The sequence below is a fragment of the Micromonospora sp. WMMD736 genome, assembly GCF_049179015.1.
In the GTDB taxonomy this organism is placed as follows: Bacteria; Actinomycetota; Actinomycetes; order Mycobacteriales; family Micromonosporaceae; genus Micromonospora.
Genome location: NZ_JBMHMI010000001.1, coordinates 3855260 through 3881613, shown reverse-complemented (window position 1 = coordinate 3881613; position 26354 = coordinate 3855260). Strand labels below are relative to the sequence as shown.

Here is a 26354-nt window from a genome sequence, read left to right as displayed (position 1 = left end):
ACCGTCGAGCGTAGCGGCGGACGCCGCGCGCGGGGGGCCGGCGCGATCGCCGAACTATGATCGGACGGTGTCCGAATCCTCCCTCGCGGAAATGCTCCGGGCCCGTGGACTGCGGTTGACGGCCCAACGGCAGCTCGTGCTCCAGGCAGTGCTCGATCTGGGCCACGCCACCCCGGAGCGGGTGCACGCCGCCGTGCGGGAGGTCGCCGCCGGGGTCAACATCACCACCATCTACCGCACGCTGGAGCTGCTGGAACGGCTCGGCCTGGTGACGCACACCCATCTGTCGCACGGATCACCGACCTACCACGCGGCGGGTGAGCACCAACACGTCCACCTGGTCTGCCGGGAGTGCGGCGCGATCGACGAGATCGATCCGGAGCTGCTCCGTCCGCTCGCCGACCAGTTGGTCGCGCAGCGCGGTTTCCGGGTGGACATCGGGCACGTGTCACTCTTCGGCGTCTGCGGCCGGTGCGAGAACGGGGACCACACATGATCGACATCGCGGGCGCGGTGGCCGTCGAGAGCATCGACGAGGCCAGCCGCGACCAGCCGGACCCGGCGCACGTCGCCGCGGGCGTGCGGCCGGTGGCCGCGCACTACGGCGATCCGCTGCGCGAGCAACGCGTGCTGGACACGGAGGTCGGTCTGGTCGACCGCTCCCACCGGGGGATCGTCGCGGTGCCCGGCGAGGAGCGTGCCGGCTGGCTGCACACGATCACCTCGCAGCACCTGTCGACGCTGTCCGCCGGTGAGGGCACCGAACTGCTGGTGCTCTCCCCGCACGGGCACGTCGAGCAGCACGCCCTGGTCGCCGAGGACGGTGAGACCACCTGGCTGGACACCGAGCCCGGAATGACCGACGGTCTGCTGGCGTACCTGGAGAAGATGCGGTTCTTCAGCAAGGTCGACCCTCGAGACGCCACCGCCGAACGGGCGCTGCTGTCGCTTGTCGGTCCGGCGGCGGCGGAGGCCGTCGGGACGCTCGGCGTGACCGGGCTGGCCGCACCGGACCTGCTCCCGGTGCCGGGTCCGAAGTTCGCCGCCGGGGCCGTGCCGCCCCGGGCGGGCATCCGGTACGACGTCCGTCCGCTGCCGATCGGCGGCTGGGCGCGACGTGGTCTGCTCGGGGTGGACCTGCTGGTGCCCCGGTCGGCCATGGAGCAGGTGGTCGCGGAGCTGCGCGGCGCGGGCGTGCCGGTCGCCGGCCTCTGGGCGTACGAGGCGATCCGGGTGGCCGCCCGGCAGCCCCGGGTGGGGGTGGACACCGACCACCGGACGATCCCGGCCGAGGTGGACCTGATCGGCCCGGCCGTGCACCTGGACAAGGGCTGCTACCGGGGTCAGGAGACGGTCGCCCGGGTGCACAACCTGGGTCGGCCGCCGCGCCGCCTCGTGCTGTTGCACCTCGACGGGGTGACCACCGACCAGCCGCCGACGGCCGGTACGCCGGTGACCCTCGACGGTCGGGCGGTGGGTTTCGTGGGCACCGCCGTGCTGCACCACGAGCTGGGTCAGGTCGCCCTCGCCGTCCTGAAGCGGAACGTTCCGGACGACGCCGCCCTCATGATCGGCGAGACCGCGGCGGCGATCGACCCGTCCTGACCGGCACGTCTAGGATCGCCGGCATGACGACAGGGACGTTGATCACGGTGGCCCCGACGGGCGCGGAGTCGGCCAAGGCGGAGGTGCCGGCGCTGCCGGTGACCCTCGACGAGCTGTTGCGCACCGCCAAGGAGTGCGAGGCGCTCGGCGCCGCCGTGATCCACGTCCACATCCGTGACGACGAGGCCCGGCCGACCCTCGACCCGGCCCGCCTGGCCGAGACGGTGGCTGCGCTGCGGGAGAGCACCGACCTGATCGTGCAGCTCTCCTCCGGCGGCGCGGTGACCGACCCGGAGGCGTCCCGGCTCGCCGTGCTCGACGCACGTCCCGACATGGCCTCCTGCACGATGGGCACGGTCAACTTCGGCGACGACGTCTTCCTCAACCGCTGGGAGTTCATCGTCGACCTGCACACCCGCATGCAGGAGCGGGGGATCGTGCCGGAGTACGAGATCTTCGACCTCGGCCACCTGTCCGCGTTGCAGCGGCTGCTCGGCAAGTACGGGCTGCCGGCGGGCGGGCACGTGCACGTCGACTTCGTCATGGGGGTGCCGGGCGGGATGCCGGGCACCACCGAGACACTCGTCGCCGCGCACCGGATGCTGCGGGACCTGCCCGAGGGCACCACGTTCTCGGCCACCGGCATCGGCCGCAGCACGATTCCGGTGCTGCTGGCCTCGCTCTCGACTGGTGGGCACCTGCGGGTCGGCATGGAGGACACGGTGACGTACGCCAAGGGCCGGCCGGTCGAGTCCAACATGCAGTTGGTCGCGCGCGCGGTCGGCTTCGCCCAGCTCGCCCAGCGGCCGCCGTTGACCACCACCGAGGCCCGCGCGCTGCTCGGGCTGTAAGGCCACCGGCTTCCCGCGCCCCTGTCACCCGGGCGGTTGACGACCTGGTCACCCCGCCGACGGGCGATCCGATCTCCTGGGTACCGTCCAGCACGTGGGAAAGACGTACGAGGGCGGCGTGCCGCTCGCCGAGGTGGTCCGGTCCGGGTTCGTGGAGGGTGGACACCGCGGCTCGGTGGTGGTGCTGGACGCGACCGGGGCGCCGCTGGCCGCCGCCGGGGACGTGACCGCGCCGATCTTCCCGCGTTCGGCCAGCAAGCCGATGCAGACGATCGGGATGCTCCGCGCCGGCCTGCCGCTGACCGACCCGGCCGACCTGGCGTTGGTCTCGGCGAGCCACGCGGGGGAGGACTTCCACCTGGCCCAGGTCGACGCGCTGCTCGACCGTGCCGGGTTGGACGCCGCCGCGTTGCACTGCCCGCCCGACCTGCCGGCGGGCGTGGCGGCCCGGGAGGCGGTGCTGCGCGCCGGCGGCGGGCCGACCCGGGTGCAGATGAACTGCTCCGGCAAGCACAGTGGGATGCTGCTGACCTGCGAGGCCGCCGGGTGGCCCCGGGACGGCTACTGGCGGCCGGAGCACCCGTTGCAGCAGCGGTTGCGGGCGACCGTCGAGGAGTTCACCGGTGAGCCGGTGGCGGCGGTGGGTGTGGACGGCTGCGGCGCACCGGTGCTCGCGGTGTCGCTGACCGGCCTGGCCGGGGCGTACCTCCGGCTTGTCGATGCCGAGCCCGGCTCGGCACCCCGCCGGGTGGCCGACGCGATGCGTGCCCACCCGGAGATCGTGGGCGGCACCCAGGCCGACGACACCCGGCTGATGCGCGGTGTCCCGGGTCTACTGGCCAAGATCGGCGCCGAGGGTGTGTTCGCGGTCGGACTGCCGGGCGTCGGCGCGGTGGCCCTGAAGATCGACGACGGGGCCGACCGGGCGCGGATGCCCGTGCTGGTCTCGGCGCTGCGGCGACTAGGCGTGGACGCCCCCGTGCTGACCGAGTACGCCGAGATACCCCTCTTCGGCGGCGGCGTCCCGGTAGGAGCGATCCGCCCCCTCTGGTAACCAAGGCCGCCCGCACGCCCACGCTGCCGCCCCCGCCCCCCGCCCCCCCCCGCCGCCCCCCGCCCCCGCCCGCCGCGCGCCGTCCCCGCCGGCCGCCCGCCGCCCCCGCCTGCCGCGCGCCGTCCCCGCCGGCCGCCCGCCCGCCGTCCCCGCCGTTGATCATGAAGTTATTGCCACGACACGCCGATGCGGATGGCAATAACTCCATGATCAACGGGCGATGTCGCGGTCACGGCGGCCTCGGCGGTGTTCGGGCCGGGAAGCTCGTCGGGTCCTGTCAGTGAGCGTGATGCCTCAGAGTCATAAATATGCCTCTGAGGCATCACGCTCATCCGAGCGCCAGCGCCGAGCGCCGAGCGCCAGCGCCGAGCGCCGAGCGCCAGCGCCGAGCGCCGAGCGCCAGCGCCGAGCGCCGAGCGCCAGCGCCGAGCGCCGAGCGCCGAGCGCCAGCGCCGAGCGCCGAGCGCCAGCGTCAGCCCCGGCCGCCGAGCGCCAGCGTCAGCCCCGGCCGCCGAGCGCCAGCGCGAGCGCCAGTGTCGGCCGCCGAGCGCCAGCGCGAGCGCCAGTGTCGGCCGCCGAGCGCCAGTGCCGGGCGTCGGCCGTCGGGCGTCGGCCGTCGGGCGTCGGCCGTCGGGTGGCGGGCGTCGGCCACCGAGCGCTGTCGGATGGCGAGTGTCGGGGCGTCGGGTGGGGGTTGCTCAGCGCAGGAAGTTCAGGAGGGCGGTGGTGGTCGGCTCCGGGCGCTCCAGCGGGAGCAGGTGCGCGGCGTCCGGCACGTCGGGCAGGCGTACCGCGTTGGGGGCCTCGGCGGCGATGCGGTCGGCGAGCCGGCGGATGTCCGGCACGTCCGCCGCGCCGGCGGTGACCAGGACGGGCATCTTCAGCTCGCCGAGGCGGCCGATCGCCGGTGGCGTCAGCTCTCCCACCTCGACCGCGCCGAGCGCCAGCTCGGCGGCCAGGGCACGCTGGTCCATCTCTCGCGCGAACGCCAGCAGTTCGGGGTCGACGTCGGCCGGCTGACGGGCCGGACCGACCACCCAGAAGCGCACCTCGCCGGCCGCGCCCGCCACGAAGTCGTCCGGGTCGACCTCGCCGACCAACTCGTCCCAGAGGTCGTTGGCCTCGTCGGACCACTCGTTGCCGGAGACCGCAGTGTCGAAGAGGGCGAGTGCGCTCACCCGGTCCGGATGGGCCAGGGCGGTGTCGACGGCGACCGCCCCGCCGAAGGAGCAGCCGACCAGGGCGGCCTGCGGCAGCTCCAGGGCGTCCAGCAGGCCGGCCACGTCGTCGTGGTGTGCGAACGGCGTTGGCGGCAGCTCCGAGTCGCCGTACCCGCGCAGGTCCGGGACGATCACCCGGTGCCGGGCGGCGAGCGCGGGTACGACGCCCCGCCACATGCGCCGGTCCGCGATGCCAGCGTGCAGCAGCACGACGGGTGAACCGCTGCCGACCTCGTCGTACGCGAGAACTGCTCCATTGACTGTGATCTTGTGCACGACCCGACCGTACGGACCGGGCGGGGCGGCGCGCAAACGGGACGCTGAGACCTTGCTAACTCTGGCTAGCGTTTTGCTTGCAGGAGTTAGCGGATCTGGTTAGCGTCGGCATCATGGCGACACCAAAGGACCTCCCCGACGTCGGCGGGTTCATCCGCGATCTGCGCCGCAACGCCAAGATCTCGCTGCGCCAGCTCGCCGAGCAGGCGGGGGTCAGCAACCCGTACCTGAGCCAGATCGAGCGCGGTCTGCGCAAGCCCAGTGCCGAGGTGCTCCAGCAACTGGCCAGCGCGCTGCGGGTGTCGACGCCGGCGATGTACCTGCGAGCCGGGCTGCTCGACGACAAGGAAGGCCACGGCGTGCTCGCCGCCATCGCGGTGGACCCCGACCTGACGATGGCCCAGAAGCAGTCGCTCAGCCAGATCTACGAGACCTTCCGCCGGGAGAACGCCCGGCTGTCCGAGGCCCAGGCCGCAGCCGGGGCGACCACCCCGACCGATGTCGCCGACGACCCGGCCGATGTGGCCAACCTGGCCGCGACCGGCCCCACCACCGCGGGCGGCACCCCGACCGAGGCCGTGCTCGAGTCGGTCGCCGTGACCGAGGCAGGCCCCGCACCCGCCCCGAGCGGCACGCCCGACAAGAACGCCCCGAGCGGCACGCCCGACAAGAACGTCCCGAGCAGCACCCCCGAGAAGAAGAAGGCCGTCGAGACGGCCGAGGAGGAGACGTCATGACCGAGCCGAAGACCAATCGCATCCCCGCTCCCATCTACGCCGCCGCCGGTGCGGCCGAGTTGGCCATCGAGCAGCTTCGCAAGCTGCCCGCGGTCGTCGGCGTGCACGGCACCCGGGTCGTCGCCGACCTGGGCGGCCGGGCGGTGCTGACCGGCTTCGAGCTGCGCCAGAAGGCCACCGAGACGCTGCGTACGGCCAACGAGACCGCCGGCACCCTGCGCGACCGCGCACAGGCCGAGCTGGACCTGGCCAAGCTGCGCGAGTCGGCCGACCTGGCCAAGCTGCGCGAGGTCGCCGACATCGAGAAGCTGCGCGCCGCCGCCACGCGTAACGCGGCGGTGGTGGTCACCGCGGCCCAGGCGGCCCAGGAGCGGGCGTTCGCCGCGTACGGCGCGTTGGTGGCCCGCGGTGAGCGGGTCGTCGGCGCCGGCGTGCTGGAGGCCGCCGAGACGGTCAACGCGGACATCGAGGCCACCGAGGCGACGACCACGACGACGACCGAGGCCGCCACCACGACGACCGAGGCCGCCACCACGACCCAGGCCGCCACGACGACCCAGGCCGCGACGCCCGCCCCGGCGGAGGTGCCGAGCCCGGCTGAGGTCGCCGAGATCGCCGAGGCCAAGCCGGCCACGGTCAAGAAGGCCACCCGCGCGAAGGCCGCGAAGCCGGCCGAGACCCCGTCGGCCAAGCTGCCCCGGGCCACCAAGCGGACCCGTCCGGCGGCCGAGTAGTTCGAACCGATCGGCGATCCCGACGGCGTCCTTGACGGACGTAGTCGGGGTCGCCGACATAAACTTGCCGGCATGGCCACCGCCGCGCCGATCTTCGCGTTCGAAGTCCGTTACGTGATCGAGCTGATTCTGCTCGTCTTCGCGTTGATCATTCAGGGTGTCGCGCTGGTGCATGCCATCACGCAGCGCTCCGACGCTTTCGCCGCCATCGGCACGCTGCCCAAGGGCGGCTGGATCGCGATCCTCGCGGTCTGTCTCGTGTTGATCCTGCTGAGCCGCGGTCCGATCAGCCTCTTCGGACTGATCGGCATCGCCGCCGCGCTCATCTACCTGCTCGACGTCCGGGTCGGCCTGCGCGACCTCAGTGACGGCAACGGCAAAGGGTTCTGGTGAGAGGTTTCCGCTGGCCTCCGCCACCGGACAGCGGCCCCCGCACCTTCGGTCCCGGCCCGGGTGGGCCGCGTACCGGTCGACCCGCCATCCCCGACCCGGAGACCGAGTTGGTCGCCACGCCGCACGGCGTGCAGCTGGAACGCCTGGTCACCGGCGTCGGTGACCCGGTCACCGTGTTCGCGCACGGGCTGGGCAACGGGATCGCCACCACGCGACCGTTCGGCAGCGGGGTGGCCGGTCGTCGGCTGTTCTTCCAGTTCCGGGGGCACGGCCGTTCGGACGCCCCGCCCGGCTCGTGGACCTACCTCGACCTCGCCCGTGATCTGCGGGCGATCGCCGACCTCGGCGGCGCCAGCCGGGCGTTCGGGGCGAGCCTCGGCGCGGGGGCGCTCTGCCGCCTGCTGGCCGAGAGTCCGGAGCGCTTCGAGAAGTTGGTGTTCTTCCTGCCGGCGGCGCTCGACCAGCCGCGTGCTCCGGTCGCCTGGGAACGCGTCGGCGCCCTGGTGGATGCCGTGGCCAGCGGGGACGCGGGTGCCGTAGCGGACGTCGTCTCGCTGGAGCTGCCGGCGGCGGTCCGCAACACGCCGGCCGGCTGGGCGTACCTGCGGCAGCGGCTCGACCAGTTGCTCCGCGACGGCCTGGACGAGGGCCTGGCCACCCTGGCGGGGCAGGTGCCGCTGGACGATGCCGCAGTGCTGTCGGCGGTCACCGCGCCGGCCCTGGTGATCGGGTGCGTGGGCGACGACCTGCACCCGGTCGAGGTCGCCGAGCAGCTCGCCGCCGCGCTGCCCCGGGCCACCCTGCACGTGTACGACCGCCCCGGGTTCCTCTGGTCGGAACGCGCCGACCTGCGGGGGCGCATCTCCGGCTTCCTCAACGAGTAACGTGCCCTGTCATGGGCGTCACACAGCATGGCCGGACGCACCGGCTGGATCTCGCCGACCCGACCCTGCGCGAGTGGACCTGCACGGTCCTGCACGCCGACCCGGAGCAGGGCATCGTGCTCGACCGCTCGGCGTTCTACCCGGGCGGCGGCGGCCAACCGCCGGACCACGGCGTGCTGCTCTGGCAGGGCGTGCAGACCCGGATCGTCGGCACACGCAAGGGCGACGACCCGTACCTGATCCCCGCCGAGGGTGACCCGCTGCCGCCGGCCGGCACCGAGGTCGTCGGAGCGGTGGAGGACGAGCGCCGCACCCGTCTGATGCGTACCCATTCGGGGTTGCACGTGCTCTGCGGCGTGGTGTTCCGCGACTTCGGCGCGCTGGTCACCGGCGGCAACATGGAACCGGGCGAGGCCCGGATGGACTTCAACTTGCCCGAGGTGCCGCCGGACTTCAAGAGCCGCATCGAGGAGCTGGTCAACGCCGAGGTGGCCGCCGACCGCTCGGTCGCCACGCGGGTGCTGCCGCGTACCGAGGCGTTGGCCCTGCCGGACATCATCCGCACCCAGTCGAACCTGATCCCGCCGGACGAGCAGGAGGTGCGGATCGTCGACATCGTCGGTCTGGACGTCCAGGCGGACGGCGGCACCCACGTCGCGTCCACCGCCCAGATCGGCAAGGTGCAGGTGGTCAAGGTGGAGAGCAAGGGTCGGGCCAACCGCCGGGTCCGCGTCCGGCTGGTGGATTGACGAATTCGGACGTCGGCTGTCAGGTATCGCTGGCAGCCTCGCAGGCATGACACAACCGCTCGTAGGGAAGGTCGCGCTCGTCGCCGGTGCCACGCGGGGCGCCGGGCGACAGATCGCCGTCCAGTTGGGCGCGGCCGGCGCCACCGTCTACGCCACCGGTCGCAGCAGCCGCGCCGGCCGCTCGGAGATGGACCGGCCGGAGACCATCGAGGAGACCGCCGAACTGGTCACCGCAGCCGGCGGCACCGGCATGGCCGTGCAGGTCGACCATCTGGTGCCGGAGCAGGTACGTGACCTGGTCGCCCGGATCGACGCCGAGCAGGGCGGCCTGGACGTGCTGGTGAATGACATCTGGGGCGGCGACCCGCTCGTCACCTGGGAGAAGCCGGTCTGGGAGCAGCCGCTCGACAAGGGTTTTCGCACCCTGCGGCTGGCCATCGACACGCATATCATCACCAGCCACTTCGCGCTGCCGTTGCTGATCCGCAAACCCGGTGGCCTGGTCGTCGAGATCGGCGACGGCACCAAGGCGTACAACGACGAGAACTACCGCCTCTCGGTCTTCTACGACCTGGCCAAGACCTCGGTCAACCGGCTCGCCTTCAGCCAGGCGCACGAGCTGAAGCCACACGGCGGCACGGCCGTCGCGCTGACCCCCGGCTGGATCCGCTCCGAGGCGATGCTGGAGCACTTCGGCGTGACCGAGGAGACCTGGCGCGACGGCGCCGCCACCGACCCGCACTTCCTGATCTCCGAGACGCCCGCCTTCGTGGGCCGTGCGGTGGCCGCGCTCGCCGCCGACGAGGACAAGGCCCGCTGGAGCGGCCAGTCCGTCGACGCGGGCACGCTGTCCAAGGTGTACGGCTTCACCGACGTCGACGGCAGCCAGCCGGAGGCGTTCCGCTACATCAGTGAGGTCGTCGACGCCGGCAAGCCGGCCGACGTCACCGGGTACCGCTGACCGGTCAACGCTGTGCCCGCCGACGTGACGGGCCGCTGACCGGCGTCACGGCACCGCCGGGTCGTCGTAGCGCGCGGCGGCCCGGCGCGCGGCGTCCGCCAGGCGTCCGCGCAGCTCCGGCGGGTCGAGCGCCTCCACCTCCGGACCCAGCGCCAGCAGTTGGGCGTACGCGACGTCGACCGTCTCCACGGGCAGTCGCGCCACCACCCAGCCCTGCCCGTCCGGTTCGCCGAGGGTGGTGACGACCTCGTCGTACACCTCGGGGGCGTCGACCACGTGCCGGAGCCGGCGCAGGCCGGCGGGGCTCAGCCGGACGGTGACCTCGGCCCGCAGTATGGTCCGCAGGAACGACCCGGCCTGCTCGCGCCAGTAGCCGGCCAGGTCGAAGCCCGCGTCGCGGGCGAACTGCTCCTCGCCCACCTCGACGCCGCTCACCCGGTCCACCCGGTAGGTGCGCATGTCGTCGCCGACCCGACCGACCAGGTACCAGGTCGCGTTCTTGAGCACGAGCCCGTACGGCTGAAGGTGCCGGGTCACCTCGTTCTCGCTCCGTCGGTAGCGCAGCCTTACCACGCGATCGCCCCAGACCGCCCGCGCCAGCTCGGTGAGCCAGGGCGGCGGCGGTGTCTCCTGGAACCACCCCGGCACGTCCAGGTGGAAGCGCTGGCCGGTGCGGACGGGCGCGTCGCGCAGGGCCGGCGGCAGCGCGGCGAGCACCTTCAACTCGGCGCTGGCGACCGTGTCGGCCAGACCCAGGTCGCCGGCCGGGCCGGGCAGGCCGGCCAGGAAAAGCGCCTCCGCCTCGTCGCGGGTCAGTCCGGTCAGCCGGGTCCGGTAGCCGCCGAGCAGCCGGTACCCGCCGGCCCGACCTCGGTCCGCGTACACCGGCACCCCGGCGGCGGAGAGCGCCAACACGTCCCGGTAGACGGTCCGCTCGGAGACCTCCAGCTCGCGCGCCAGCTCCCCGGCCGTCATCGAGCCACGCGCCTGCAACAGCAGCAGCAACGAGATCAGTCGGGAGGCGCGCACCCGACCATCCTGCCTGGTGCCGCTCGCCGTCCGGCGGATTCGATCACCGGTCGTTAGGCTGCTCGATCGTGGACGCCAGCAGAATCGCCAGCCCGGTGACCGGGGCCGTCGGACGTTTCCTTCTCGGGGTACGGCTGCTCCTGCGCGGGCTGGGCCTCTACGTGCGCAGCCCGAAGCTGATGCTGCTCGGCATCGTGCCGGCGCTGATCTCCGGCGCGCTCTTCGTGGCCGCGTACGCCACCCTCGTCTACTTCGTGGACGACCTCGCCGCCCTGGTCACCCCGTTCGCCGACGACTGGTCGAGCACCGGTCGCAGCCTCGTCCGGGTGGTCGCCGGACTGGCCTTCCTGGGGATCGGCGGGTTGCTCGCGGTGATCAGCTTCACGGCGGTCACCCTGGTCATCGGCGATCCGTTCTACGAGAAGATCTCCGAGGAGGTGGAGGAGCGGCTCGGCGGCACCCCGGACGCCGTGGACGTGCCGTTCTGGTCATCGCTGCGCCGCAGCACCGCCGACTCCGTACGCCTGGTGGCCCTCACCGCGCTCGTCGGCATCCCCCTCTTCGCCGCCGGGTTCATCCCGGTGGTGGGCCAGACGGTCGTACCGGTGATCGGGGCGGCGGTGGGTGGCTGGTTCCTCGCCGTCGAGCTGGTCGGAGCACCCTTCTACCGGCGCGGCATGCGGCTGCCGCAGCGCCGGACGATCCTCAAGGCGGACCGGCCCATGGCGCTCGGCTTCGGAGTGGCGGTCTTCCTGTGCTTCCTCATCCCCCTCGGCGCGGTGCTGGTCATGCCGGCCGCCGTCGCCGGGGCCACCCTGCTGGCCCGCCGCTCGTTGGGCCAGTCGATCGAGGAGAGCTGACGTGGAGATCACCCTGATCGAGGGCGACATCACCGAACAGCGGGTCGACGCCATCGTGAACGCCGCGAACTCGTCCCTGCTCGGCGGCGGTGGAGTGGACGGCGCAATCCACCGACGCGGCGGCCCCGCCATCCTGGCCGAGTGCCGGGCGCTGCGCGCGTCGAAGTACGGCAGAGGGCTCCCCACCGGGCAGGCGGTGGCGACGACCGCCGGGAACCTGCCGGCGCGCTGGGTCATTCACACGGTCGGCCCGGTCTTCTCGGCCGGCGAGGACCGGTCGGAGCTGCTGCGCGACTGCTACGCCAACAGCCTGCGGGTCGCCGACGAGCTGGGCGCGTCCACGGTGGCGTTTCCGCTGATCTCCGCCGGCATCTACGGCTGGCCGGTTGACGACGCGGTCCGCCAGGCGTTGACGGTGCTGCGCGCGGCCACGCCCGCGTCGGTCACGGAGGCCCGCCTGGTGCTCTTCGGCGCGGACACCCACGCCACGGCCCGCGAGGTCTTCGACGCGGCGTAGGCCCTGGGCGACTCTCACTTGATCACTTGATGCTGACAAGTTGAAAATCGCTCCTGAGAACTGCTCACCATCGAGTGATCAAGGATTCGATGTGCGGCGGGCTCGCGCGGCGCTACCGGCGCCGCCGGTCCCGCCGGTCCGCCGGGCTCGCCGGGTTCGCCGCAGATCTTGGACAGTTACCGTTCGCTCAGGACGGTAACTGTCCAAGATCTCGTCGTTTCGGCGCGATCACGGTTCGCCATCGCTGTCGGGCACGCATAGCGAAAGACCCCCGGGCTTGCCCGAGGGTCTTTGTCGATGCGGCGGCTCAGAGGGCGACGGTCTTCACCATGTCGACGATGCCCTGCCAGGTGTGAGGGTTGAAGCGGAGCGTGCCGCCATCGCGGTCCTTGGTGTCCCGGACGAGGACGACGCCCGGCAGGTTGTCGGCGACCTCGACACAATCGCCACCGTTGGAGCTGCTTCGGGTGCTGGTACGCCACTCGGCGCCGGTCAGGTCAGCCATGTTCGTGCCTACAAGAAGTCGATGGTGTGGCGGCGTGGGAGGGCCAGTGATCGCAGCGTATCCCAGATGGCCAAGAGCGGGGCCGTCTCGTTGGTCAGCCGGCCGGATGCCTGGTCGTCGAGGTCCCCCACGTCGCCATCCTCAGTGGTCGCAATGACGAACGGCCCGGCCTGCCCGGCATGCACGCGTCGAGCGGCAACACATGAAGGAAGGTGGTGGGCCGCTGCGCCATTTCGATCAGGTGGTCCAGCTGGGGATGCATGACGTCGGGCTCCCCCCGGAGTAGCGCGCATTCGTCGATAACCGCGATGAAGAGCGGAGGCTTGCGCCGGTTGAGGACCGCGGCCTGTCGGCGGGGCCGCGTCTCCACGTAACCCGCAACCTCGTCCGCGTCCAGCAAGCCACTACTGAGGACTAGCGATGCGTACTCCGGTGTCTGTAGCAGGCCGGGGATTACAGACGGCCGCAGCCACGCCGGCTCACGGCGCTTCAAAACGTCCGGCCAAATGTCCTCCACATCGAGCCCCAGGGCAGACGCCGCAGCCGCTCGATGGCGGGGGCGGCCCCTCCTGGCCCACCGGAGGGGGAACCATGCCCACACCACCAGGACCGACGTTCCGGGCCGGCGACCTGCTACGCCTGTCGGCGACCGCGAGCGTGCAGTTCCTTCGCCCGATCACCGTGCGGGTCATCCGCGAGCTGGAGTGGGACACGTACGAGTTGGGCGCGCGCGGCGACGCGGTCGCCCGGCGGGGGGTCTACGTGCGGCGCGAAGGCGTGCAGTTAGTCAACGGGTGCGCCGAATGAGCCCGCGTCCGCGTGCGCACAACGCCGGCCTGCCGCACTGGCGCTGTACCCGCTGCGGCGCGCACTGGCCGTGTTCGGCCGCGCGGCTGTCACTGCTGTCCCGTTGGCACGGCGACCCGGTCGGGATACTGCTGATGTTGACCACGCTCGCGCGCGAGGCGTGCGCTGACGCGCTCAAGCTGGGCCGCGACCCGACCCGGCGGTGTACGTGGCGCGGTTCCTGGAATGGACGCGCCCACGCAATCAAGCTGACTGATCAGGTCAGGTCGGCCAGACACGCCCACAGGGTCGTCACCGGTCGGTAGCCCAGCCGGGCGTTGATCGCCAGCATCGGCGCGTTCGACTCGTCGTTCGAGGTGTACGCGATCCGTACGCCGTCGGCGGCGGCCCGGTCCAGCGCCGCCGTCTTGGCCAGTCGGGCCAGTCCTCGACCCCGGTACGCCGGGACGGAGCAGGTGTAGTCCGACCACATCCGGTCGCCGTCCCGCTTGACGAGGCTGAACGCGCCCACGTCGCCGTCGACCTCGGCGGCGGTGCTGGCGAACTTGTCCAGTCCGACGTTGTCCCACACGTCGTACCGCCAGCTCTCGAAGGTGACCGCGTCGACGGGCACGTCACCGGGTTCGTCGACGGCCGAGGCGACGTCCGCCGCATAGAGCAGGTGCGGGTCCAGCTCGGCGATCGGCCGCAGCCGTACGCCCGGCGGCGGTTCCGGCAGCGCGGGCGGTGGGGTCAGGTCCAGCGCGGAGTAGCGCACCTCGCGGCTGGGCGTGAAGCCGTGCCGGCTGGCGAAGGGCAGCGAGTCCGCCGTGGCCATGGTGCGGACGCGGCGCACCCCGAGCGGGCGGAGGTGGTCGGTCGCGGCGGTCAGCAGCGCGGTCCCGATGCCTCGGCGACGGTGGTCGGGGTGTACGTGCAGCGTGCTGACGTCGCCGAAGCCTTCCATCGAGGTCGAGGTGTTGGGTTCGGCGGACGTCCAACCGACCACCTGGCCGTCGACCTCGGCCACGAACGCGGCCCAGCCACCGTGTGGTGGTTCGGCGATCATCTTGCGGGTCGACTCGACCCCGCGCACCAGGTACGGATGGACGATCGCCCGCAGCGCCACCACGGCGGCGGCGTCGTCCGGTCGGGCTTCGCGGATGCGCATGTCAGGCCCCCGTCCGTACGGCGGCGACGGCCTCGACCTCGACGAGCTGGTCGTCGTAGCCGAGCACGGCCACCCCGAGCAGGGTGCTGGGCGGGTCGTGGTCGCCGAAGAAGTCCCGGACCACCTCCCAGACGGTCACCAGGTCGGCCTGTTGCGGCGATGCGACGTACACGGTGGTCTTGACGACGTCGGTGAGCCGCGCACCGGCCGCGCCGAGGGCGGTCTCCAGGTTCGCCATCACCTGCCGGGCCTGCGCGGCGTGGTCGCCCGGCGCGACGGTACGACCCTCGGCGTCGAGCGGGCACGCGCCGGCCGTGAACACCAGCCGGGCGGGCGGTTCGACGCTGGCCGCGTACGCGTACTCGGCGACGTCGGAGAGAGCGGGCACGTGCAGCAGCGCGACAGGATCCGGCATGCCGGCGAGGCTAACGACGATCGCCCGCCGCAGCGACGCATTAACGGGCAGGCAGCAAGTTCAGGGTTGTTGCTGGCTCCCGACGCCGGGAAGCAGCAACAACACCGAAGTTGCGCGGATCTCGAGAAACGGATCTTGCAACGGGTCACGCCGACGCGCGGATGATCAGCTCGGTGTCCAGCATGATTGCCGGTTCGATCGCCTCGCCGGCCGCCAGCCGGAGCAGTTGGCGGGTCATCCGTCGGCCGAGTTCCACGATCGGCTGGCGGACGGTGGTCAGCGGCGGTTCGGTGTACGCGGCGGTCTCGATGTCGTCGAAGCCGACCACCGCCACGTCCTCGGGCACCCGCCGGCCGGCCTCGCGCAGCGTCCGCAGGGCGGCGTGCGCCATCAGGTCGGAGGCGGCGAAGACCCCGTCCAGGTCGGGGTGTTCGCTGAGGAGCTGGTGCATCGCCGCCGCGCCGGACTCCCGGGTGAAGTCACCGACGGCGACCAGTTCGGGGAGCCCGGCGGCGGCGACCGCCTCCCGGTAGCCGTTCAGCCGTTCGATGCCGGCCACCATGTCCTGCGGGCCGGCGATGGTGGCGATCCGCCGCCGACCGCTGTCGATCATGTGCCGGACGGCGGCGGTGACCCCGCCGACGTGGTCGACGTCCACGTACGGCACGGGTACGTCGCCGAGCGGCCGGCCGCTGACCACCACCGGGATGCCGAGGCGGGCCAGCGTGCCGGGCAGCGGGTCGGCGCCGTGCAGCGAGGCGAAGAGCACCCCGTCGACGTGCCGGCCGGTGGTGTACCGCTCGACTCGCTGGTGCCCGGCCGGTGAGCCGGCCAGCATCAGCACCAACTGCTTGTCGGCGGCCTCCAACTCCTGGCTGACGCCCCGGATGATGCCGGGGAAGACCTGGTCGTCGGAGAAGACCCGGGTGGCGGCCTCCGGCATGACCAGGGCGATCGAGTCGGTGCGCTGGGTGACGAGGCTGCGGGCGGCGAGGTTGGGCACGTACCCCAACTCGGCGACCGCCCGCTTGACAGCCTCCCGGATCGGCTCCGCGACGGTGGTGGAGCCGTTGACCACCCGGGACACGGTGGCCCTGGACACCCCGGCCCGTGCCGCCACCGCCTCCAACGTCGGCCGGTGCGCCGTCGTCATCGTGACTGTCCCCCGCTCGTCACAGCCCGTTCCGGGAGATCACCTCCTGGTACCACCGGGCGCTGGCCTTCGGTGTGCGCCGCTGGGTCAGGTAGTCGACGTGCACGATCCCGAACCGCTTGCGGTAACCCTCCGCCCACTCGAAGTTGTCCAACAATGACCATACGAGATACCCGCGCAGATCAACGCCCCGGGAGATCGCCTCGTGGGCGGCCCGCAGGTGCCCGTCGAGGTAGGCGATCCGGTCGTTGTCGATCACCTGTCCCAGCCCCTCGGACGACTCGGCACCCGCCTTGTCTCCGAACGCCGCGCCGTTCTCGGTGATCAGCAGCGGCACCCCCGGGTAGTCGGCGGCGATCCGTTCCAGCAGCCGCGTCAGTCCGGCGGGCTCGATCATCCAGCCCATGTCGGTGAGCGGTCCGCTCGGCGGCAGGAAGTGCACGGCGCCCGCGGTCCCCGGGTACGCGCCGTTACCGTCGCCGTCCGGCCGACCCGCCACGTAGGTGGGCGCGTAGTAGTTGAGCCCGAGCAGGTCGATGGGGGCGGCGATGAGCTTTTCGTCGCCGTCGTGGATGAACGTCGGCTCGACGATGCGCGCCACGTGCTCGCGGACGTCGTCGGGGTAGCCGCCGGTCAGCAGCGGGTCCAGGAAGATCCGGTTGTGCAGGCCGTCGACCAGCCGGACGGTGGCCGCGTCGGCCGCGCTCTGCGGGTCCGCCGGTCGTACATCTGCCGGGTTGATGGTGATGCCGACGCTGCGCGCGCCGGCCGCGCGCAGCGCCCGCGCGGCCAGGCCGTGCGCCAACAGCAGATGGTGTACGGCGGTGAAGGCGGCCGCCCCGTCCCGCTCACCCGGGGCGTGCACTCCGTTGCCGTAGCCGAGGTAGGCCGAGCACCACGGCTCGTTGAGGGTGGTCCAGGTGTCGATCCGGTCGCCGAGGCGGGCGTGGACGGCGGTGGCGTACGTGGCGAAGTGCTCGGCGGTCTCCCGGTTGGTCCAGCCGCCCCGGTCCTGGAGGCTCTGCGGCAGGTCCCAGTGGTAGAGGGTGACGATCGGGTCGATGCCCCGGGCCAGCAGCGTGTCGGTGAGCCGGTCGTAGAAGTCCAGCCCGCGCGGGTTGACCGGGCCGCTGCCGTCGGGCTGGATCCGGGGCCAGGCGACCGAGAAACGGTACGCCTGAAGGCCCAGCTCGGCCATCAACGCCACGTCGTCGGCGTACCGGTGGTAGTGGTCGCAGGCGACGTCGCCGGTGTGGCCCTGGTAGACCTTTCCCGGCGTACGGCAGAAGGTGTCCCAGATGGACGGACCGCGACCGTCGTCGCGGGCCGCGCCCTCGATCTGGTACGCGGCGGTGGCCGCCCCCCAGAGGAAGTGTTCGGGAAATCGGATCTCGTTCACGCCTTGACCGCACCTTCCATGATCCCGCCGATGATCTGGCGACCGAACAGCACGAAGACCAGCAACAGGGGCAGCGTCGCGATGGCCGTGCCGGTGAACACCTGTGACATGTCCTGGTAGTACCCGTCGGACAGCGCCCGCAGGGAGAGCTGAACGGTCGGATTGGCCGGGTCGTTCAACACAGCGTACGGCCACAGGAAGTCGTTCCAGGTGGTCATGAACGTGAGCAGACCGAGCACGGCGGCGGCCGGGCGCAGCGCCGGCAGCACGACGTGCCACCAGATGCGCGCGGTGCCGCAGCCGTCCATCCGGGCGGCCTCGATCAGCTCGTCGCTGATGGCCTGGCCGGCGTACTGCCGCATCATGAACACCCCGAACCCGGTGACCAGCACGGGGACGATGACCGCGGGCAGCCGATCGTTCCACTGCAACTTGGTCATGAGCAGGTAGAGCGGGATCACCCCGAGCTGCGTCGGCACCATCATGGTCGCGATGATCACCAACAGCAGCGCGTTGCGGCCCCGGAAGCGCAGCTTCGCGAAGGCGAACCCGGCCAGGCTGGAGAACAACACCACCGAGACGGTGACCGTGGTCGCCACGATCACCGAGTTGATCAGGCCGGTCAGGAAGTACGCGTCGGTGTTGTCGAACAGCCGGGCGATGTTCGCACCCAGGTTGTTGCCCGGCGTGATCGGGGGCGGCAGTTGGCCCATGGCGTCGCTGGTACGGCTGGCGACGACGAACATCCACCAGATCGGGAAGATGGACAGGACGGCGGCGGCGACCAGGGCGAAGTAGGTGAGCGGGCTGGCCCGCCAGAGCCGGCTCATCGGGATCCCTTCCTGCCAGTGCCGGCTGTGCCGCCGAGGCGGCGCAGGACCAGCACGTTGACGGCCGCGACGAGTGCGATGAGCGCGAAGAGCAGCCACGCCACCGCCGAGCCGTAGCCGAAGTTGTAGTGCGGCGCGAAGGCGTTCTCGAACATGTACATGGTCAGGGTCTGCGACTCGCGCAGCGGTCCGCCCCGGATCGGGTTGGTGCCGGAGTGGAACATCCGGGGCTCGGTGAAGAGCTGGAGGCCGCCGATGGTGGCGATGATGGTGCAGAAGATGATCGTCGGTTTGAGCAGCGGCACGGTGACCGACCAGAACTGGCGGGCCCGGCTGGCGCCGTCGATCGCCGCCGCCTCGTAGAGGTCCCGGGGGATGGCCTGCATCGCGGCCAGCAGGATCAGCGCGTTGTAACCGGTCCACCGCCAGTCGACCATCGCGGAGATCGCGACCCAGGAGGCGATCCGGTTGGACTTCCACTCGATGGCGTCGATTCCGACCAGGTCGAGCAGCCAGTTGACCATGCCGAAGTCGCGGCCGAAGAGCACCCCGAAGACGATCGCCACGGCGGCCGTGGAGGTGACGTTGGGGACGAGCACCGCCATCCGCCAGCCCGTGCGCCCGCGCAGGCCCCGGTTCAGCAGGTTGGCCAACCAGAGCGCGGCAAGCAACTGCGGCACGGTGGAGATGACGAAGATGCCGAGCGTGTTGACCAGCGCGTGCCAGAAGTCCACGTCGGCGAGCAACCGGGTGTAGTTCTCCGCGCCCACGAACGGGTGGTCGGTGCCGAGCAGGTCCCAGTCGTGCAGCGAGACCCAGAAGGTGTACGCCAGCGGGTAGACCCCGAACACCGCGAAGAGCAGGAAGAACGGGGCGATGTAGAGGTACGGCGAGTAGCGGGTGTCGAGGTGGCTGAGCCGCCCCGACGATGGTCGGCGGGGTCTGGTCGTCGGTGCGACCGGTGGGCGGGCGTCGAGCTGGACGGTCATGCCCGGAAACTCCTTTCCGTCGTGCGGGCGGCGCCCCGGCTCCCGGAGCCCGCCCGCACGCTGGCTCGGGCTACTTGGCGGCGGCCTTCTTGGCGTTGGTCACCGCGTCCGTCCAGCCCTGCGCGGGGCTGCGCTGGCCCAGCTCCACGGTGCGTACGGCGTTCTCCACCTCGGTACGCACGGCCTGGTTCTTGGGGCCCATGTAGACCGGCTTCAGGCTCTTCGCGCCGGTGCCGAAGATCATTCCGACGGGCGCGTCGGAGAAGTACGCGTTCGTCGACTGAGCGATCGCCGGGTCGTCGAGCGCCTGCGGCGACGACGGCAGCGGGCCCTTGGCCTTGAACGCGCCGATCTGGCCCTTGGCGCTGGTCAGGAACTTCGCCAGCTCGATGGCCTCGGCCTGGTGCTTGCTCTGCTTCGGCACGGCGAGGTGCGACCCACCCCAGTTGCCGCCGTTGCCCGGTACCCGGGCGATGTCCCACTTGCCCTTGGCCGCCGGGCCGGCGTTGCCCTCGATGACCCCGGTCATCCACGCGGGGCAGGCGATGGTGGCGAACTTGCTCTGCTTGAAGGCGGACACCCACTCCTCGGACCAGGAGCCGTACTTGCCGGACAGGCCCGAGTCGATGATGTCCATCGTGGTGTCCCAGGCCTGTCGTACCGCCGGGTTGCTGTCGACCACGACGTTGCCGCTGGTGTCGTAGTAGCTGTAGCCGGTGGTGTTGCCGGCGTTCTGGAGCAGGATCGTGTTGAAGGTGTTGGTGGCCGCGTCGAGGAAGGACGCCCCGGTCTTGGCGGCGACGAACTTCTCCCCGGTGGCGATGTAGTCCGGCCAGGTGGGCCAGAGCTTGGACACCGCGTCCCGTTCGGTGGGCAGACCGGCCTTTTCGAAGAGGTCCTTGCGGTAGCAGATGGCGATGCCGCCGACGTCGGTGCCGAGGCCGATGAGCTGCTTGCCGTCGGCGGTCAGGCCGGCGTTCCACTTCCACTCCAGGAAGTTGCCCTTGAGGTCGGCGGCGCCGTGGTCCAGCAGGTTGACGAAGTTGTTCGGGTTCGCCTTGTACTCGACCAGCAGGCCCTCCTCGATGGCCACGATGTCGCCGGCGCCCCGGCCGGCGGCGAGCCACTGGGTCAGCTTCGGTGAGTACTCGTCGAGGTTGCTGCCGGTGCCCCGTTCGACGATCTTCACGTCGGGGTGCGCGGCCATGTACTCCTGGTAGAGCTGGTCGTAGCCGAACTGGCCGAAGACGTCGACGGTCAGCGTGATCGGCCCGCCCGCGTCGGCGTCGTCACCGCCGCCGCAGCCGGCGGTGACGAGCAGGGCGGTGGTTGCGGCGAGGGCCACCGCGGCGAGGCGGCGGCGCGGAAGGACAGCCATCGTATGGACCTCTCTCAGGGTGATGAGGTGGTGGCAGAAAGCCAAGAGAGCGCTCTCACGTCAGGGTGGTGGCTGTCCCCTCAGCCTGTCAAGAGAGCGCTCTCACGAATCTGTCCATCGATACACGACGAGGGCGTCACCCCGGTCGGAGTGACGCCCTCGCGTCCAAGCGGTGGCGCGAGATCAGCCGGTGCGCAGACCGTCCAGCAGCGCGCGGTCGCCCGTGACGTCGAGCGTCTCGAAGCTGACCCGGCCCCAGAGCGCCAGCAGCAGGTCGCTCGCGGTGCCACTGACCTGCACGCGGGCGTGGTGGTCGTCGTGGTCGAAGATGGTCGCCGTGTCGAGCAGCGCCACCCCCTCGCCGCGCAGCCGCAGATACCACTCCTGATCCGCGTCGGTCGCCGCGAGTTGGACCACCCCGCGCCAGTCGCCCTTCACCTGCCGCCGGCCGGCCGGCAGCCAGGTGTCCAACACCTCGCTCACCCCGTCGGCGGCCAGCTTCGCCTCGACCGGCTCACCGGCCGCGATGGCGAGCTGGGCGTCCCAGCGGTGCACCGCCGTCTCGTGCGCCATCCGGCGGGGCCAGAAACCCGCCTTCTTCGGCTGCGGGGCCCAGTTCCACGCCGGCGCCTCCGGGTCGAGCCCGTCGAACAGGGTCATCAGCTGGTCGTACCCCTGCTGCCAGAGCTGGAGCGCGCTCACGCCGGACGGCACCGCGGACGCGTCCCGGCGGGGCGGGGCCTCCGTGCTCCCCGACCCGGCAAACGAATAAACCCAGTGGTAGATGCCTGCGAGGTGCAGAGTGAGATCATTGACCGTCCAGCCGGGACAGGACAGCACGGGTGTCTCCGGCGGTGCCTCGGCAACCGCCGCGGCGAACGCCGGACCCTCGGCCCGGAGTGCCCCAATCCAGAAATCCTTGCTGCCCTGCACTCTGCTCATCGCCATCCTCCCGGGGGTGCCGGGCCACCAGTGGGTGCCACGGCTGCCCATCAGCCTAAGGTGAAAGACGTGTCAGACGCCTACGCCCAGCCGACAACCGAAGCCGATCGTGCCATTCCGGGTCCACTGGCTGGCTACACCACGCTACGGATGGGCGGGCCCGCCGGGCGGATCGTGGCCGCGACCAACGCCGACGAGATCATCCAGGTGGTCCGGCGCACGGACCAGCCGATCCTCGTCCTGGCCGGCGGCAGCAACGTGGTGATCGGCGACGACGGCTTCCCCGGGACGGTCGTGCTGGTGCGCTCGGGTGGCCTGCGGGTACTGGCCCAGGACGCCGAGTCGGTCACCGTCCGTGTCGAGGCTGGCGAGCCGTGGGACGACCTGGTCGCCACCACGGTCCGTAACGGCTGGGCCGGCCTGGAGTGCCTCTCCGGCATCCCCGGCTCGACCGGCGCCACCCCGATCCAGAACGTCGGCGCGTACGGCCAGGAGGTCGCCGAGACGATCACCGGAGTCGAGGTGTACGACCGCCTCGACGGCACCCGTCAGCTCGTCCCCGCCGCCGAGTGCGGGTTCGCCTACCGGGGAAGCATCTTCAAGTACCAGGATCGCTGGATCGTGCTCTCGGTCGACTTCCGGCTCGCCCGCTCGCCGCTGTCCGGCCCGGTGCGGTACGCCGAACTGGCCCGGGCGCTCGGCGTCGAGGCGGGCGACCAGGTGCCGCTGGCCGACGCGCGCGCGGCGGTGCTGCGACTGCGCGCCGGCAAGGGCATGGTGTTGGACGCCGCCGACCCGGACACCCGCTCGGTCGGCTCCTTCTTCACCAACCCGGTCCTTGACCAGGCGACGTACGAGCTGCTCCGCGAACGCGCCGCCGAGCTGGGCGAGCCGCCGGCCTGGCCCGGACGCGACGGCTCGGTCAAGGTGAGCGCGGCCTGGCTGATCGACAAGGCGGGCTTCGCCAAGGGCCATCCCGGCCCCGGTGGCGTGGCCATCTCCGGCAAGCACACCCTCGCCCTGACCAACCGCAGCGGCACCGCCAGCACCAGCGACCTGCTCAGGCTGGCCAACACCATCCGCGACGAGGTGCACGACCGCTTCGGCGTGACCCTGCACCCCGAACCAGTCCTGATCAACTGCGCCCTCTAACCCGCAAGGGGCCAGGGGAGGGTCAGTTCGCCCTGACGCCAGCGCTTCGGAGTGGACAGGACGGGCCAGCCCTCGGCCCTCAGGTGGGTCACCGCGCGCACCCAGCGTTGGCGGGGGCCGAACGGGGCGTACGGGGCGGCCGTCCGCCAGGCGTCCTCCAACGCCCCGATCAGGTCGTGGATCGCCTCGCCCGGGACGTTGCGGTGGATCAGCGCCTTGGGTAACCGCTCGGCCAGCTCGGCGGGGCTGCCCAGCGTGGTGAGCTTCGCGGCCAGGGTCAACGTCCGGGGGCCGTCCGCGTCGAGGAGCAGCCAGGTCGCCAGCCGGCCCAGCTCGTCACAGGTGCCCTCCACGAGCACCCCGCCCGGGGAGAGCGCGGCGGTCATCGTGCGCCAGGCCTCGTGCACGTCGCTCTCGTCGTACTGTCGCAGGACGTTGAACGCGCGGACCAGCGCCGGCCGGAGCCCGGCCAGCTCGAAGCCACCCCGGGCGAAGGTCAGGCCCGGCGGGTCGGCGGCCGGCGTCGCGGCTGCCACCCGCGCCGGGTCGATCTCCAGCCCGACCAGGCGTACGTCCCGACGGACCCCCGCCGCCAGTCGGGCCCGCAGCTCCACGGCGGTGACCGGCGTGGCGCCGAAACCCAGGTCCACCACCAGCGGATCGGCCGCGGCCCGCAGCCGGTCACCGCACGTCGCCACGATCCAGTTGTCCACCCGGCGGAGCCGGTTCGGGTTGGTCGTGCCGCGGGTGACCACCCCGAGGGGCCGGCGTGGTGGCACCTGGCTCATGGGTCCTGTCTCCGACTCAGGAGACCCGGTGCACCTTGTGCTGTGCGGCCTGCGCCCGCGGCCGGACCACCAACCGGTCGACGTTCACGTGCTCGGGGCGGGTGGCGCACCAGGCGATGCAGTCGGCCACGTCCTCGGCCACCAGCGGTCCGGGCACCCCGGCGTAGACGGCGGCGGCCCGCTCGGCATCCCCGTCGAAGCGGACCAGCCCGAACTCCTCGGTCTGCACCATCCCCGGGTCGATCTCGATCACCCGCAGCGGCCGGCCGCACAGCTCCAGCCGGAGCGTGCCGGCGATGGCCGTCTGCGCGTGCTTGGCCGCCGTGTAACCGCCACCACCCTCGTACACGGTCAGCCCGGCCGTGGAGGAGACCACCACGATGGTCCCCGAGCCGGACGCCTCCAGCGCCGGCAGCAGCGCCTGGGTCACCCGCAGCGTGCCGAGCACGTTCACGTCGTACATCCACTGCCAGTCGTCGAGCGAGCCGGACTCCACCGGGTCCAGGCCGCGCGCGCCGCCCGCGTTGTTGACCAGCAGGGTGACCGGCCCGGGCGCCCGGGCGGCGGCCTCGGCGAGCCCGGCCACCGACTCGTCCGAGGTGACGTCGCAGGTCACTGCGGTTGCCTGCCCGCCAGCGGCGGTGATCTCGGCGACGAGGTCGGCGAGACGGTCGGCGCGGCGGGCGGCGGCGAGTACGTGGAAGCCCTCGGCGGCGAGCCTGCGGGCGGTGGCCGCGCCGATTCCGCTGGACGCTCCGGTGACGATGGCGACAGAGGTCATCGGGTCATTGTCACCCGCGCCGCACCGTCGATCCCGAGCGGGCGTCGGGCTGCGCCGGAGGGTGTCGGTGATGAGGTCCGTCACGCCGGGCGGCCGCGCTGAGGCATTTCCGTAGCCCGATGGGGAAGATGACACCCGGCGTACAGGTTGACCGAGAAGCGCCGATCGTGCGTGACGGCATTAACCGTGACAGAAGGAGCGGACGTGGCGGAACTGCACACCGGTGTCGGTCGTCAGCGAGGTGCCCGACCGTGGCCCCGACCCCGCCGCATCGCCACCCTCTCCGTCCACACATCCCCCCTGCACCAGCCCGGAACGGGCGATGCCGGGGGGATGAACGTGTACATCCTGGAAGTCGCCCGGCGGCTCGCCGAGGCCGACGTCGAGGTGGAGATCTTCACCCGGGCCACTTCGAGCGACCTTCCCCCGGTTGTCGAGATGGCCCCTGGCGTGCAGGTTCGACACATCATGTCCGGCCCGCTCGAAGGGTTGACCAAGGAGGAGCTGCCCGGCCAGCTCTGCGCCTTCACCGCCGGGGTGCTGCGTGCCGAGGCGTCCCGGCCGCCCGGGCACTACGACCTCATCCACTCCCACTACTGGCTCTCCGGCCAGGTCGGCTGGCTGGCCAAGGAGCGCTGGGGCGTGCCGCTCGTGCACACCGCGCACACCCTCGCGAAGGTCAAGAACGCCCAGCTCGCGGCCGACGACCGACCGGAGCCGAAGGCCCGGGTGATCGGCGAGGAGCAGGTGGTCGCCGAGGCGGACCAGCTGGTCGCCAACACCCGGGTTGAGGCCCGCGACCTCGTCGAGCGGTACGACGCCGACCCCGCCCAGGTCACGGTCGTGCAGCCGGGCGTCGACCTGACCCGGTTCCGCCCCGCACCGGGCGACCGCCACCTGGCCGCCCGTGCCGCCCGCCGCCGGCTGGGGCTGCCGGTCGACGGGTACGTGGTGGCCTTCGTCGGTCGGATCCAACCACTCAAGGCACCGGACGTGCTGATCCGCGCCGTCGCCGCGCTGCGCGAGCGGGACCCCGCCCTGGCGGACGAGGTGACCGTGGTGATCTGCGGCGGGCCCAGCGGCAGCGGCCTGGACCGGCCGACCGCCCTCATCGAGCTGGCCGCCACGCTCGGGGTCACCGACCGGGTCGTGTTCCTGCCGCCGCGCACCGGCGACGACCTGCCGGCCCTGTACCGGGCCGCCGACCTGGTCGCGGTGCCGTCGCACAACGAATCCTTCGGGCTGGTCGCACTGGAAGCCCAGGCCTGCGGTACGCCGGTGCTGGCCGCCGCCGTCGGGGGCCTGGTGACCGCCGTGCGGGACCACGTGAGCGGGGTACTGATCGACGGGCACGACCCGGTGGACTGGGCCCGCGCGCTGAGTCGCCTGCTGCCGGACAGCGCCCTGCGGGCCACGCTGTCCCGGGGCGCGGCGCAGCACGCCCGGCACTTCTCCTGGGACCGTACCGTGTCGGGTCTGCTCGACGTGTACGGCGAGGCGATCGCCGCGCGTCGGGCCCGGCTCGCCGCCGATCTGGCCTGCGACCCGGCGCTGTCCTGCTCCTGGTGACCCGGGCGCTCGCCACCGGGTGCGGGCGCCGGGTCGGTCGTAGAGTGGGTCCGGTGAGCCCGAAGAGCGATCTTGCGACCCTGATCGAGTCGGTCTGCGCCGACCGTGACCTGGCCTGGGAGTCGACCAGTCCCGGCTCGTACGCGGTGACCCTGCCGGGCACCCACAAGCTCAAGACGGTCTGCAACCTGATCGTCGGCGAGCACGCGCTGCGGATCGAGGCGTTCGTGATGCGCCAGCCCGACGAGCGCCGCGAGGAGCTGTGGGCGTGGCTGTTGCAGCGCAACGCCCGGATGTACGGCGTGTCCTTCTCCATCGACGCGGTCGGCGACGTCTACCTGACCGGCCGGGTGAATCCGGCCGGCGTGGACGCCGACGAACTGGATCGGCTGCTCGGTTCGGTGCTCACCTATTCGGACGAGTCCTTCGACACCATGCTGGAGATCGGCTTCGGCAGCTCGATCCGGCGCGAGTACGAGTGGCGCGTCAAGCGCGGCGAGTCGACCGCCAACCTGGCCGCCTTCGCCCACCTCTTCGAACCCTCCACCCCAGCCCCGACTCCCGACCCCGCCTGAAACCGCAACCGGGGCGCGCGGGTCCGCGCGCCCTGTGACGCGCGCCCGGTT

General features: G+C 71.9%; 30 protein-coding genes. 16 read left to right on the top strand and 14 right to left on the bottom strand.

Features of this window, described 5'->3' with window-relative positions; genetic code table 11:
- The first annotated feature begins 67 nt into the window (after nt 1–67).
- The 4 genes from ACN269_RS17255 to ACN269_RS17240 all read left to right on the top strand — a co-directional run bounded on the left by ACN269_RS17255 (nt 68) and on the right by ACN269_RS17240 (nt 3510).
- Nucleotides 68–496: a Fur family transcriptional regulator gene (locus tag ACN269_RS17255; protein ID WP_421473392.1), complete on the top strand. Its 429-nt coding sequence runs from the start codon at nt 68–70 to the stop codon at nt 494–496.
- Nucleotides 493–1605, top strand: a complete 1113-nt coding sequence (locus ACN269_RS17250) for a YgfZ/GcvT domain-containing protein (RefSeq protein WP_421473391.1) — start codon at nt 493–495, stop codon at nt 1603–1605. Before ACN269_RS17255 ends, ACN269_RS17250 begins: the two co-directional genes overlap by 4 nt.
- Nucleotides 1606–1628: 23 nt before the next feature.
- Entirely contained in the window at nt 1629–2456 is an 828-nt protein-coding gene (locus ACN269_RS17245) for a 3-keto-5-aminohexanoate cleavage protein (protein ID WP_421473390.1), read from the top strand.
- A 94-nt stretch (nt 2457–2550) separates the two neighbouring features.
- A complete protein-coding gene (locus ACN269_RS17240) occupies nt 2551–3510 on the top strand; it encodes an asparaginase (protein ID WP_421473389.1) in 960 nt (319 codons plus the stop codon).
- Nucleotides 3511–4208: 698 nt separating this feature from the next.
- On the opposite strand, the gene ACN269_RS17235 is transcribed toward ACN269_RS17240, so the two are convergent.
- A complete protein-coding gene (locus ACN269_RS17235; RefSeq protein ID WP_421473388.1) occupies nt 4209–5006 on the bottom strand; it encodes an alpha/beta fold hydrolase in 798 nt (265 codons plus the stop codon).
- A gap of 113 nt (nt 5007–5119) precedes the next feature.
- On the opposite strand from ACN269_RS17235, the gene ACN269_RS17230 reads away from it, so the two are divergent.
- From ACN269_RS17230 to ACN269_RS17205, 6 genes are all read left to right on the top strand, one after another.
- Entirely contained in the window at nt 5120–5743 is a 624-nt protein-coding gene (locus ACN269_RS17230) for a helix-turn-helix domain-containing protein (protein WP_421473387.1), read from the top strand.
- Nucleotides 5740–6477, top strand: a complete 738-nt coding sequence (locus ACN269_RS17225) for a hypothetical protein (protein WP_421473386.1) — start codon at nt 5740–5742, stop codon at nt 6475–6477. The genes ACN269_RS17230 and ACN269_RS17225 overlap by 4 nt, the downstream gene beginning before the upstream one ends.
- Nucleotides 6478–6549: 72 nt before the next feature.
- Entirely contained in the window at nt 6550–6870 is a 321-nt protein-coding gene (locus tag ACN269_RS17220; RefSeq protein WP_355050857.1) for a DUF2516 family protein, read from the top strand.
- Nucleotides 6867–7754: an alpha/beta fold hydrolase gene (locus ACN269_RS17215; RefSeq protein WP_421473385.1), complete on the top strand. Its 888-nt coding sequence runs from the start codon at nt 6867–6869 to the stop codon at nt 7752–7754. Before ACN269_RS17220 ends, ACN269_RS17215 begins: the two co-directional genes overlap by 4 nt.
- An 11-nt stretch (nt 7755–7765) precedes the next feature.
- Nucleotides 7766–8503: an alanyl-tRNA editing protein gene (locus tag ACN269_RS17210; protein WP_421473384.1), complete on the top strand. Its 738-nt coding sequence runs from the start codon at nt 7766–7768 to the stop codon at nt 8501–8503.
- Between the two features lie 46 nt (nt 8504–8549).
- On the top strand, nt 8550–9464 hold the full coding sequence (locus ACN269_RS17205) for an SDR family oxidoreductase (RefSeq protein WP_421473383.1): 915 nt from the start codon (nt 8550–8552) through the stop codon (nt 9462–9464).
- Nucleotides 9465–9509: 45 nt separating this feature from the next.
- Here ACN269_RS17205 and ACN269_RS17200 read toward each other — a convergent pair whose 3' ends face one another.
- The gene (locus tag ACN269_RS17200; RefSeq protein WP_421473382.1) at nt 9510–10493 is read right to left on the bottom strand and encodes a helix-turn-helix transcriptional regulator; all 984 of its coding nucleotides are present in this window, start codon (nt 10491–10493) and stop codon (nt 9510–9512) included.
- Between the two features lie 68 nt (nt 10494–10561).
- Between ACN269_RS17200 and ACN269_RS17195 the strand changes: the two genes are divergently transcribed.
- Both ACN269_RS17195 and ACN269_RS17190 read left to right on the top strand, forming a co-directional pair.
- Nucleotides 10562–11353, top strand: a complete 792-nt coding sequence (locus tag ACN269_RS17195; RefSeq protein ID WP_421473381.1) for an EI24 domain-containing protein — start codon at nt 10562–10564, stop codon at nt 11351–11353.
- 1 nt (nt 11354) lies between these two features.
- Nucleotides 11355–11870, top strand: a complete 516-nt coding sequence (locus ACN269_RS17190) for an O-acetyl-ADP-ribose deacetylase (RefSeq protein WP_421473380.1) — start codon at nt 11355–11357, stop codon at nt 11868–11870.
- A gap of 307 nt (nt 11871–12177) precedes the next feature.
- Here ACN269_RS17190 and ACN269_RS17185 read toward each other — a convergent pair whose 3' ends face one another.
- Together ACN269_RS17185 and ACN269_RS17180 are read right to left on the bottom strand one after the other, a co-directional pair.
- Entirely contained in the window at nt 12178–12366 is a 189-nt protein-coding gene (locus ACN269_RS17185; protein ID WP_421476388.1) for a DUF397 domain-containing protein, read from the bottom strand.
- Between the two features lie 103 nt (nt 12367–12469).
- Nucleotides 12470–12892: a Scr1 family TA system antitoxin-like transcriptional regulator gene (locus tag ACN269_RS17180; RefSeq protein ID WP_421473379.1), complete on the bottom strand. Its 423-nt coding sequence runs from the start codon at nt 12890–12892 to the stop codon at nt 12470–12472.
- Between the two features lie 74 nt (nt 12893–12966).
- Here ACN269_RS17180 and ACN269_RS17175 point away from each other — a divergent pair, with 74 nt between their 5' ends.
- Complete coding sequence (locus tag ACN269_RS17175; RefSeq protein WP_421473378.1) at nt 12967–13182, top strand: hypothetical protein; 216 nt, start codon at nt 12967–12969, stop codon at nt 13180–13182.
- 256 nt (nt 13183–13438) lie between these two features.
- Here ACN269_RS17175 and ACN269_RS17170 read toward each other — a convergent pair whose 3' ends face one another.
- The 8 genes from ACN269_RS17170 to ACN269_RS17135 form a co-directional block, all read right to left on the bottom strand.
- Nucleotides 13439–14332: a GNAT family N-acetyltransferase gene (locus tag ACN269_RS17170; RefSeq protein ID WP_421473377.1), complete on the bottom strand. Its 894-nt coding sequence runs from the start codon at nt 14330–14332 to the stop codon at nt 13439–13441.
- Between the two features lies 1 nt (nt 14333).
- Nucleotides 14334–14747: a RidA family protein gene (locus ACN269_RS17165; RefSeq protein ID WP_421473376.1), complete on the bottom strand. Its 414-nt coding sequence runs from the start codon at nt 14745–14747 to the stop codon at nt 14334–14336.
- Nucleotides 14748–14892: 145 nt separating this feature from the next.
- Nucleotides 14893–15900, bottom strand: a complete 1008-nt coding sequence (locus ACN269_RS17160) for a LacI family DNA-binding transcriptional regulator (protein ID WP_421473375.1) — start codon at nt 15898–15900, stop codon at nt 14893–14895.
- A gap of 19 nt (nt 15901–15919) precedes the next feature.
- Nucleotides 15920–17299, bottom strand: a complete 1380-nt coding sequence (locus ACN269_RS17155) for a GH1 family beta-glucosidase (RefSeq protein ID WP_421473374.1) — start codon at nt 17297–17299, stop codon at nt 15920–15922.
- Nucleotides 17296–18129, bottom strand: coding sequence for a carbohydrate ABC transporter permease (locus tag ACN269_RS17150; RefSeq protein ID WP_421473373.1), 834 nt, complete (start codon nt 18127–18129; stop codon nt 17296–17298). Before ACN269_RS17150 ends, ACN269_RS17155 begins: the two co-directional genes overlap by 4 nt.
- Entirely contained in the window at nt 18126–19118 is a 993-nt protein-coding gene (locus tag ACN269_RS17145; protein ID WP_421473372.1) for a carbohydrate ABC transporter permease, read from the bottom strand. Before ACN269_RS17145 ends, ACN269_RS17150 begins: the two co-directional genes overlap by 4 nt.
- Nucleotides 19119–19188: 70 nt before the next feature.
- Nucleotides 19189–20496, bottom strand: a complete 1308-nt coding sequence (locus tag ACN269_RS17140; protein ID WP_421473371.1) for an ABC transporter substrate-binding protein — start codon at nt 20494–20496, stop codon at nt 19189–19191.
- 183 nt (nt 20497–20679) lie between these two features.
- On the bottom strand, nt 20680–21438 hold the full coding sequence (locus tag ACN269_RS17135) for a maleylpyruvate isomerase family mycothiol-dependent enzyme (RefSeq protein WP_421473370.1): 759 nt from the start codon (nt 21436–21438) through the stop codon (nt 20680–20682).
- Between the two features lie 69 nt (nt 21439–21507).
- Between ACN269_RS17135 and ACN269_RS17130 the strand changes: the two genes are divergently transcribed.
- The gene (locus tag ACN269_RS17130) at nt 21508–22590 is read left to right on the top strand and encodes a UDP-N-acetylmuramate dehydrogenase (protein WP_421473369.1); all 1083 of its coding nucleotides are present in this window, start codon (nt 21508–21510) and stop codon (nt 22588–22590) included.
- On the opposite strand, the gene ACN269_RS17125 is transcribed toward ACN269_RS17130, so the two are convergent.
- Together ACN269_RS17125 and ACN269_RS17120 are read right to left on the bottom strand one after the other, a co-directional pair.
- The gene (locus ACN269_RS17125; protein ID WP_421473368.1) at nt 22587–23378 is read right to left on the bottom strand and encodes a class I SAM-dependent methyltransferase; all 792 of its coding nucleotides are present in this window, start codon (nt 23376–23378) and stop codon (nt 22587–22589) included. The genes ACN269_RS17130 and ACN269_RS17125 overlap by 4 nt on opposite strands.
- 16 nt (nt 23379–23394) lie before the next feature.
- Nucleotides 23395–24159, bottom strand: coding sequence for an SDR family oxidoreductase (locus ACN269_RS17120; RefSeq protein WP_421473367.1), 765 nt, complete (start codon nt 24157–24159; stop codon nt 23395–23397).
- A 204-nt stretch (nt 24160–24363) separates the two neighbouring features.
- Between ACN269_RS17120 and mshA the strand changes: the two genes are divergently transcribed.
- The gene (mshA, locus tag ACN269_RS17115; RefSeq protein ID WP_421473366.1) at nt 24364–25728 is read left to right on the top strand and encodes a D-inositol-3-phosphate glycosyltransferase; all 1365 of its coding nucleotides are present in this window, start codon (nt 24364–24366) and stop codon (nt 25726–25728) included.
- 53 nt (nt 25729–25781) lie between these two features.
- Nucleotides 25782–26303 (top strand): YbjN domain-containing protein, encoded by a 522-nt coding sequence (locus tag ACN269_RS17110; RefSeq protein ID WP_421473365.1) that lies wholly within the window; start codon nt 25782–25784, stop codon nt 26301–26303.
- Nucleotides 26304–26354: the final 51 nt, after the last annotated feature.

Excerpts from the sequence above, each read along its gene's own strand:
- ACN269_RS17250 (WP_421473391.1), top strand. The coding sequence starts at position 493 with ATGATCGACATCGCGGGCGCGGTGGCCGTCGAGAGCATCGACGAGGCC.
- ACN269_RS17245 (WP_421473390.1), top strand. The coding sequence starts at position 1,629 with ATGACGACAGGGACGTTGATCACGGTGGCCCCGACGGGCGCGGAGTCG.
- ACN269_RS17230 (WP_421473387.1), top strand. The coding sequence starts at position 5,120 with ATGGCGACACCAAAGGACCTCCCCGACGTCGGCGGGTTCATCCGCGAT.
- ACN269_RS17225 (WP_421473386.1), top strand. The coding sequence starts at position 5,740 with ATGACCGAGCCGAAGACCAATCGCATCCCCGCTCCCATCTACGCCGCC.
- ACN269_RS17220 (WP_355050857.1), top strand. The coding sequence starts at position 6,550 with ATGGCCACCGCCGCGCCGATCTTCGCGTTCGAAGTCCGTTACGTGATC.
- ACN269_RS17210 (WP_421473384.1), top strand. The coding sequence starts at position 7,766 with ATGGGCGTCACACAGCATGGCCGGACGCACCGGCTGGATCTCGCCGAC.
- ACN269_RS17205 (WP_421473383.1), top strand. The coding sequence starts at position 8,550 with ATGACACAACCGCTCGTAGGGAAGGTCGCGCTCGTCGCCGGTGCCACG.
- ACN269_RS17175 (WP_421473378.1), top strand. The coding sequence starts at position 12,967 with ATGCCCACACCACCAGGACCGACGTTCCGGGCCGGCGACCTGCTACGC.
- ACN269_RS17170 (WP_421473377.1), bottom strand. The coding sequence starts at position 14,332 with ATGCGCATCCGCGAAGCCCGACCGGACGACGCCGCCGCCGTGGTGGCG.
- ACN269_RS17165 (WP_421473376.1), bottom strand. The coding sequence starts at position 14,747 with ATGCCGGATCCTGTCGCGCTGCTGCACGTGCCCGCTCTCTCCGACGTC.
- ACN269_RS17160 (WP_421473375.1), bottom strand. The coding sequence starts at position 15,900 with ATGACGACGGCGCACCGGCCGACGTTGGAGGCGGTGGCGGCACGGGCC.
- ACN269_RS17150 (WP_421473373.1), bottom strand. The coding sequence starts at position 18,129 with ATGAGCCGGCTCTGGCGGGCCAGCCCGCTCACCTACTTCGCCCTGGTC.
- ACN269_RS17145 (WP_421473372.1), bottom strand. The coding sequence starts at position 19,118 with ATGACCGTCCAGCTCGACGCCCGCCCACCGGTCGCACCGACGACCAGA.
- ACN269_RS17140 (WP_421473371.1), bottom strand. The coding sequence starts at position 20,496 with ATGGCTGTCCTTCCGCGCCGCCGCCTCGCCGCGGTGGCCCTCGCCGCA.
- ACN269_RS17135 (WP_421473370.1), bottom strand. The coding sequence starts at position 21,438 with ATGAGCAGAGTGCAGGGCAGCAAGGATTTCTGGATTGGGGCACTCCGG.
- ACN269_RS17125 (WP_421473368.1), bottom strand. The coding sequence starts at position 23,378 with ATGAGCCAGGTGCCACCACGCCGGCCCCTCGGGGTGGTCACCCGCGGC.
- ACN269_RS17120 (WP_421473367.1), bottom strand. The coding sequence starts at position 24,159 with ATGACCTCTGTCGCCATCGTCACCGGAGCGTCCAGCGGAATCGGCGCG.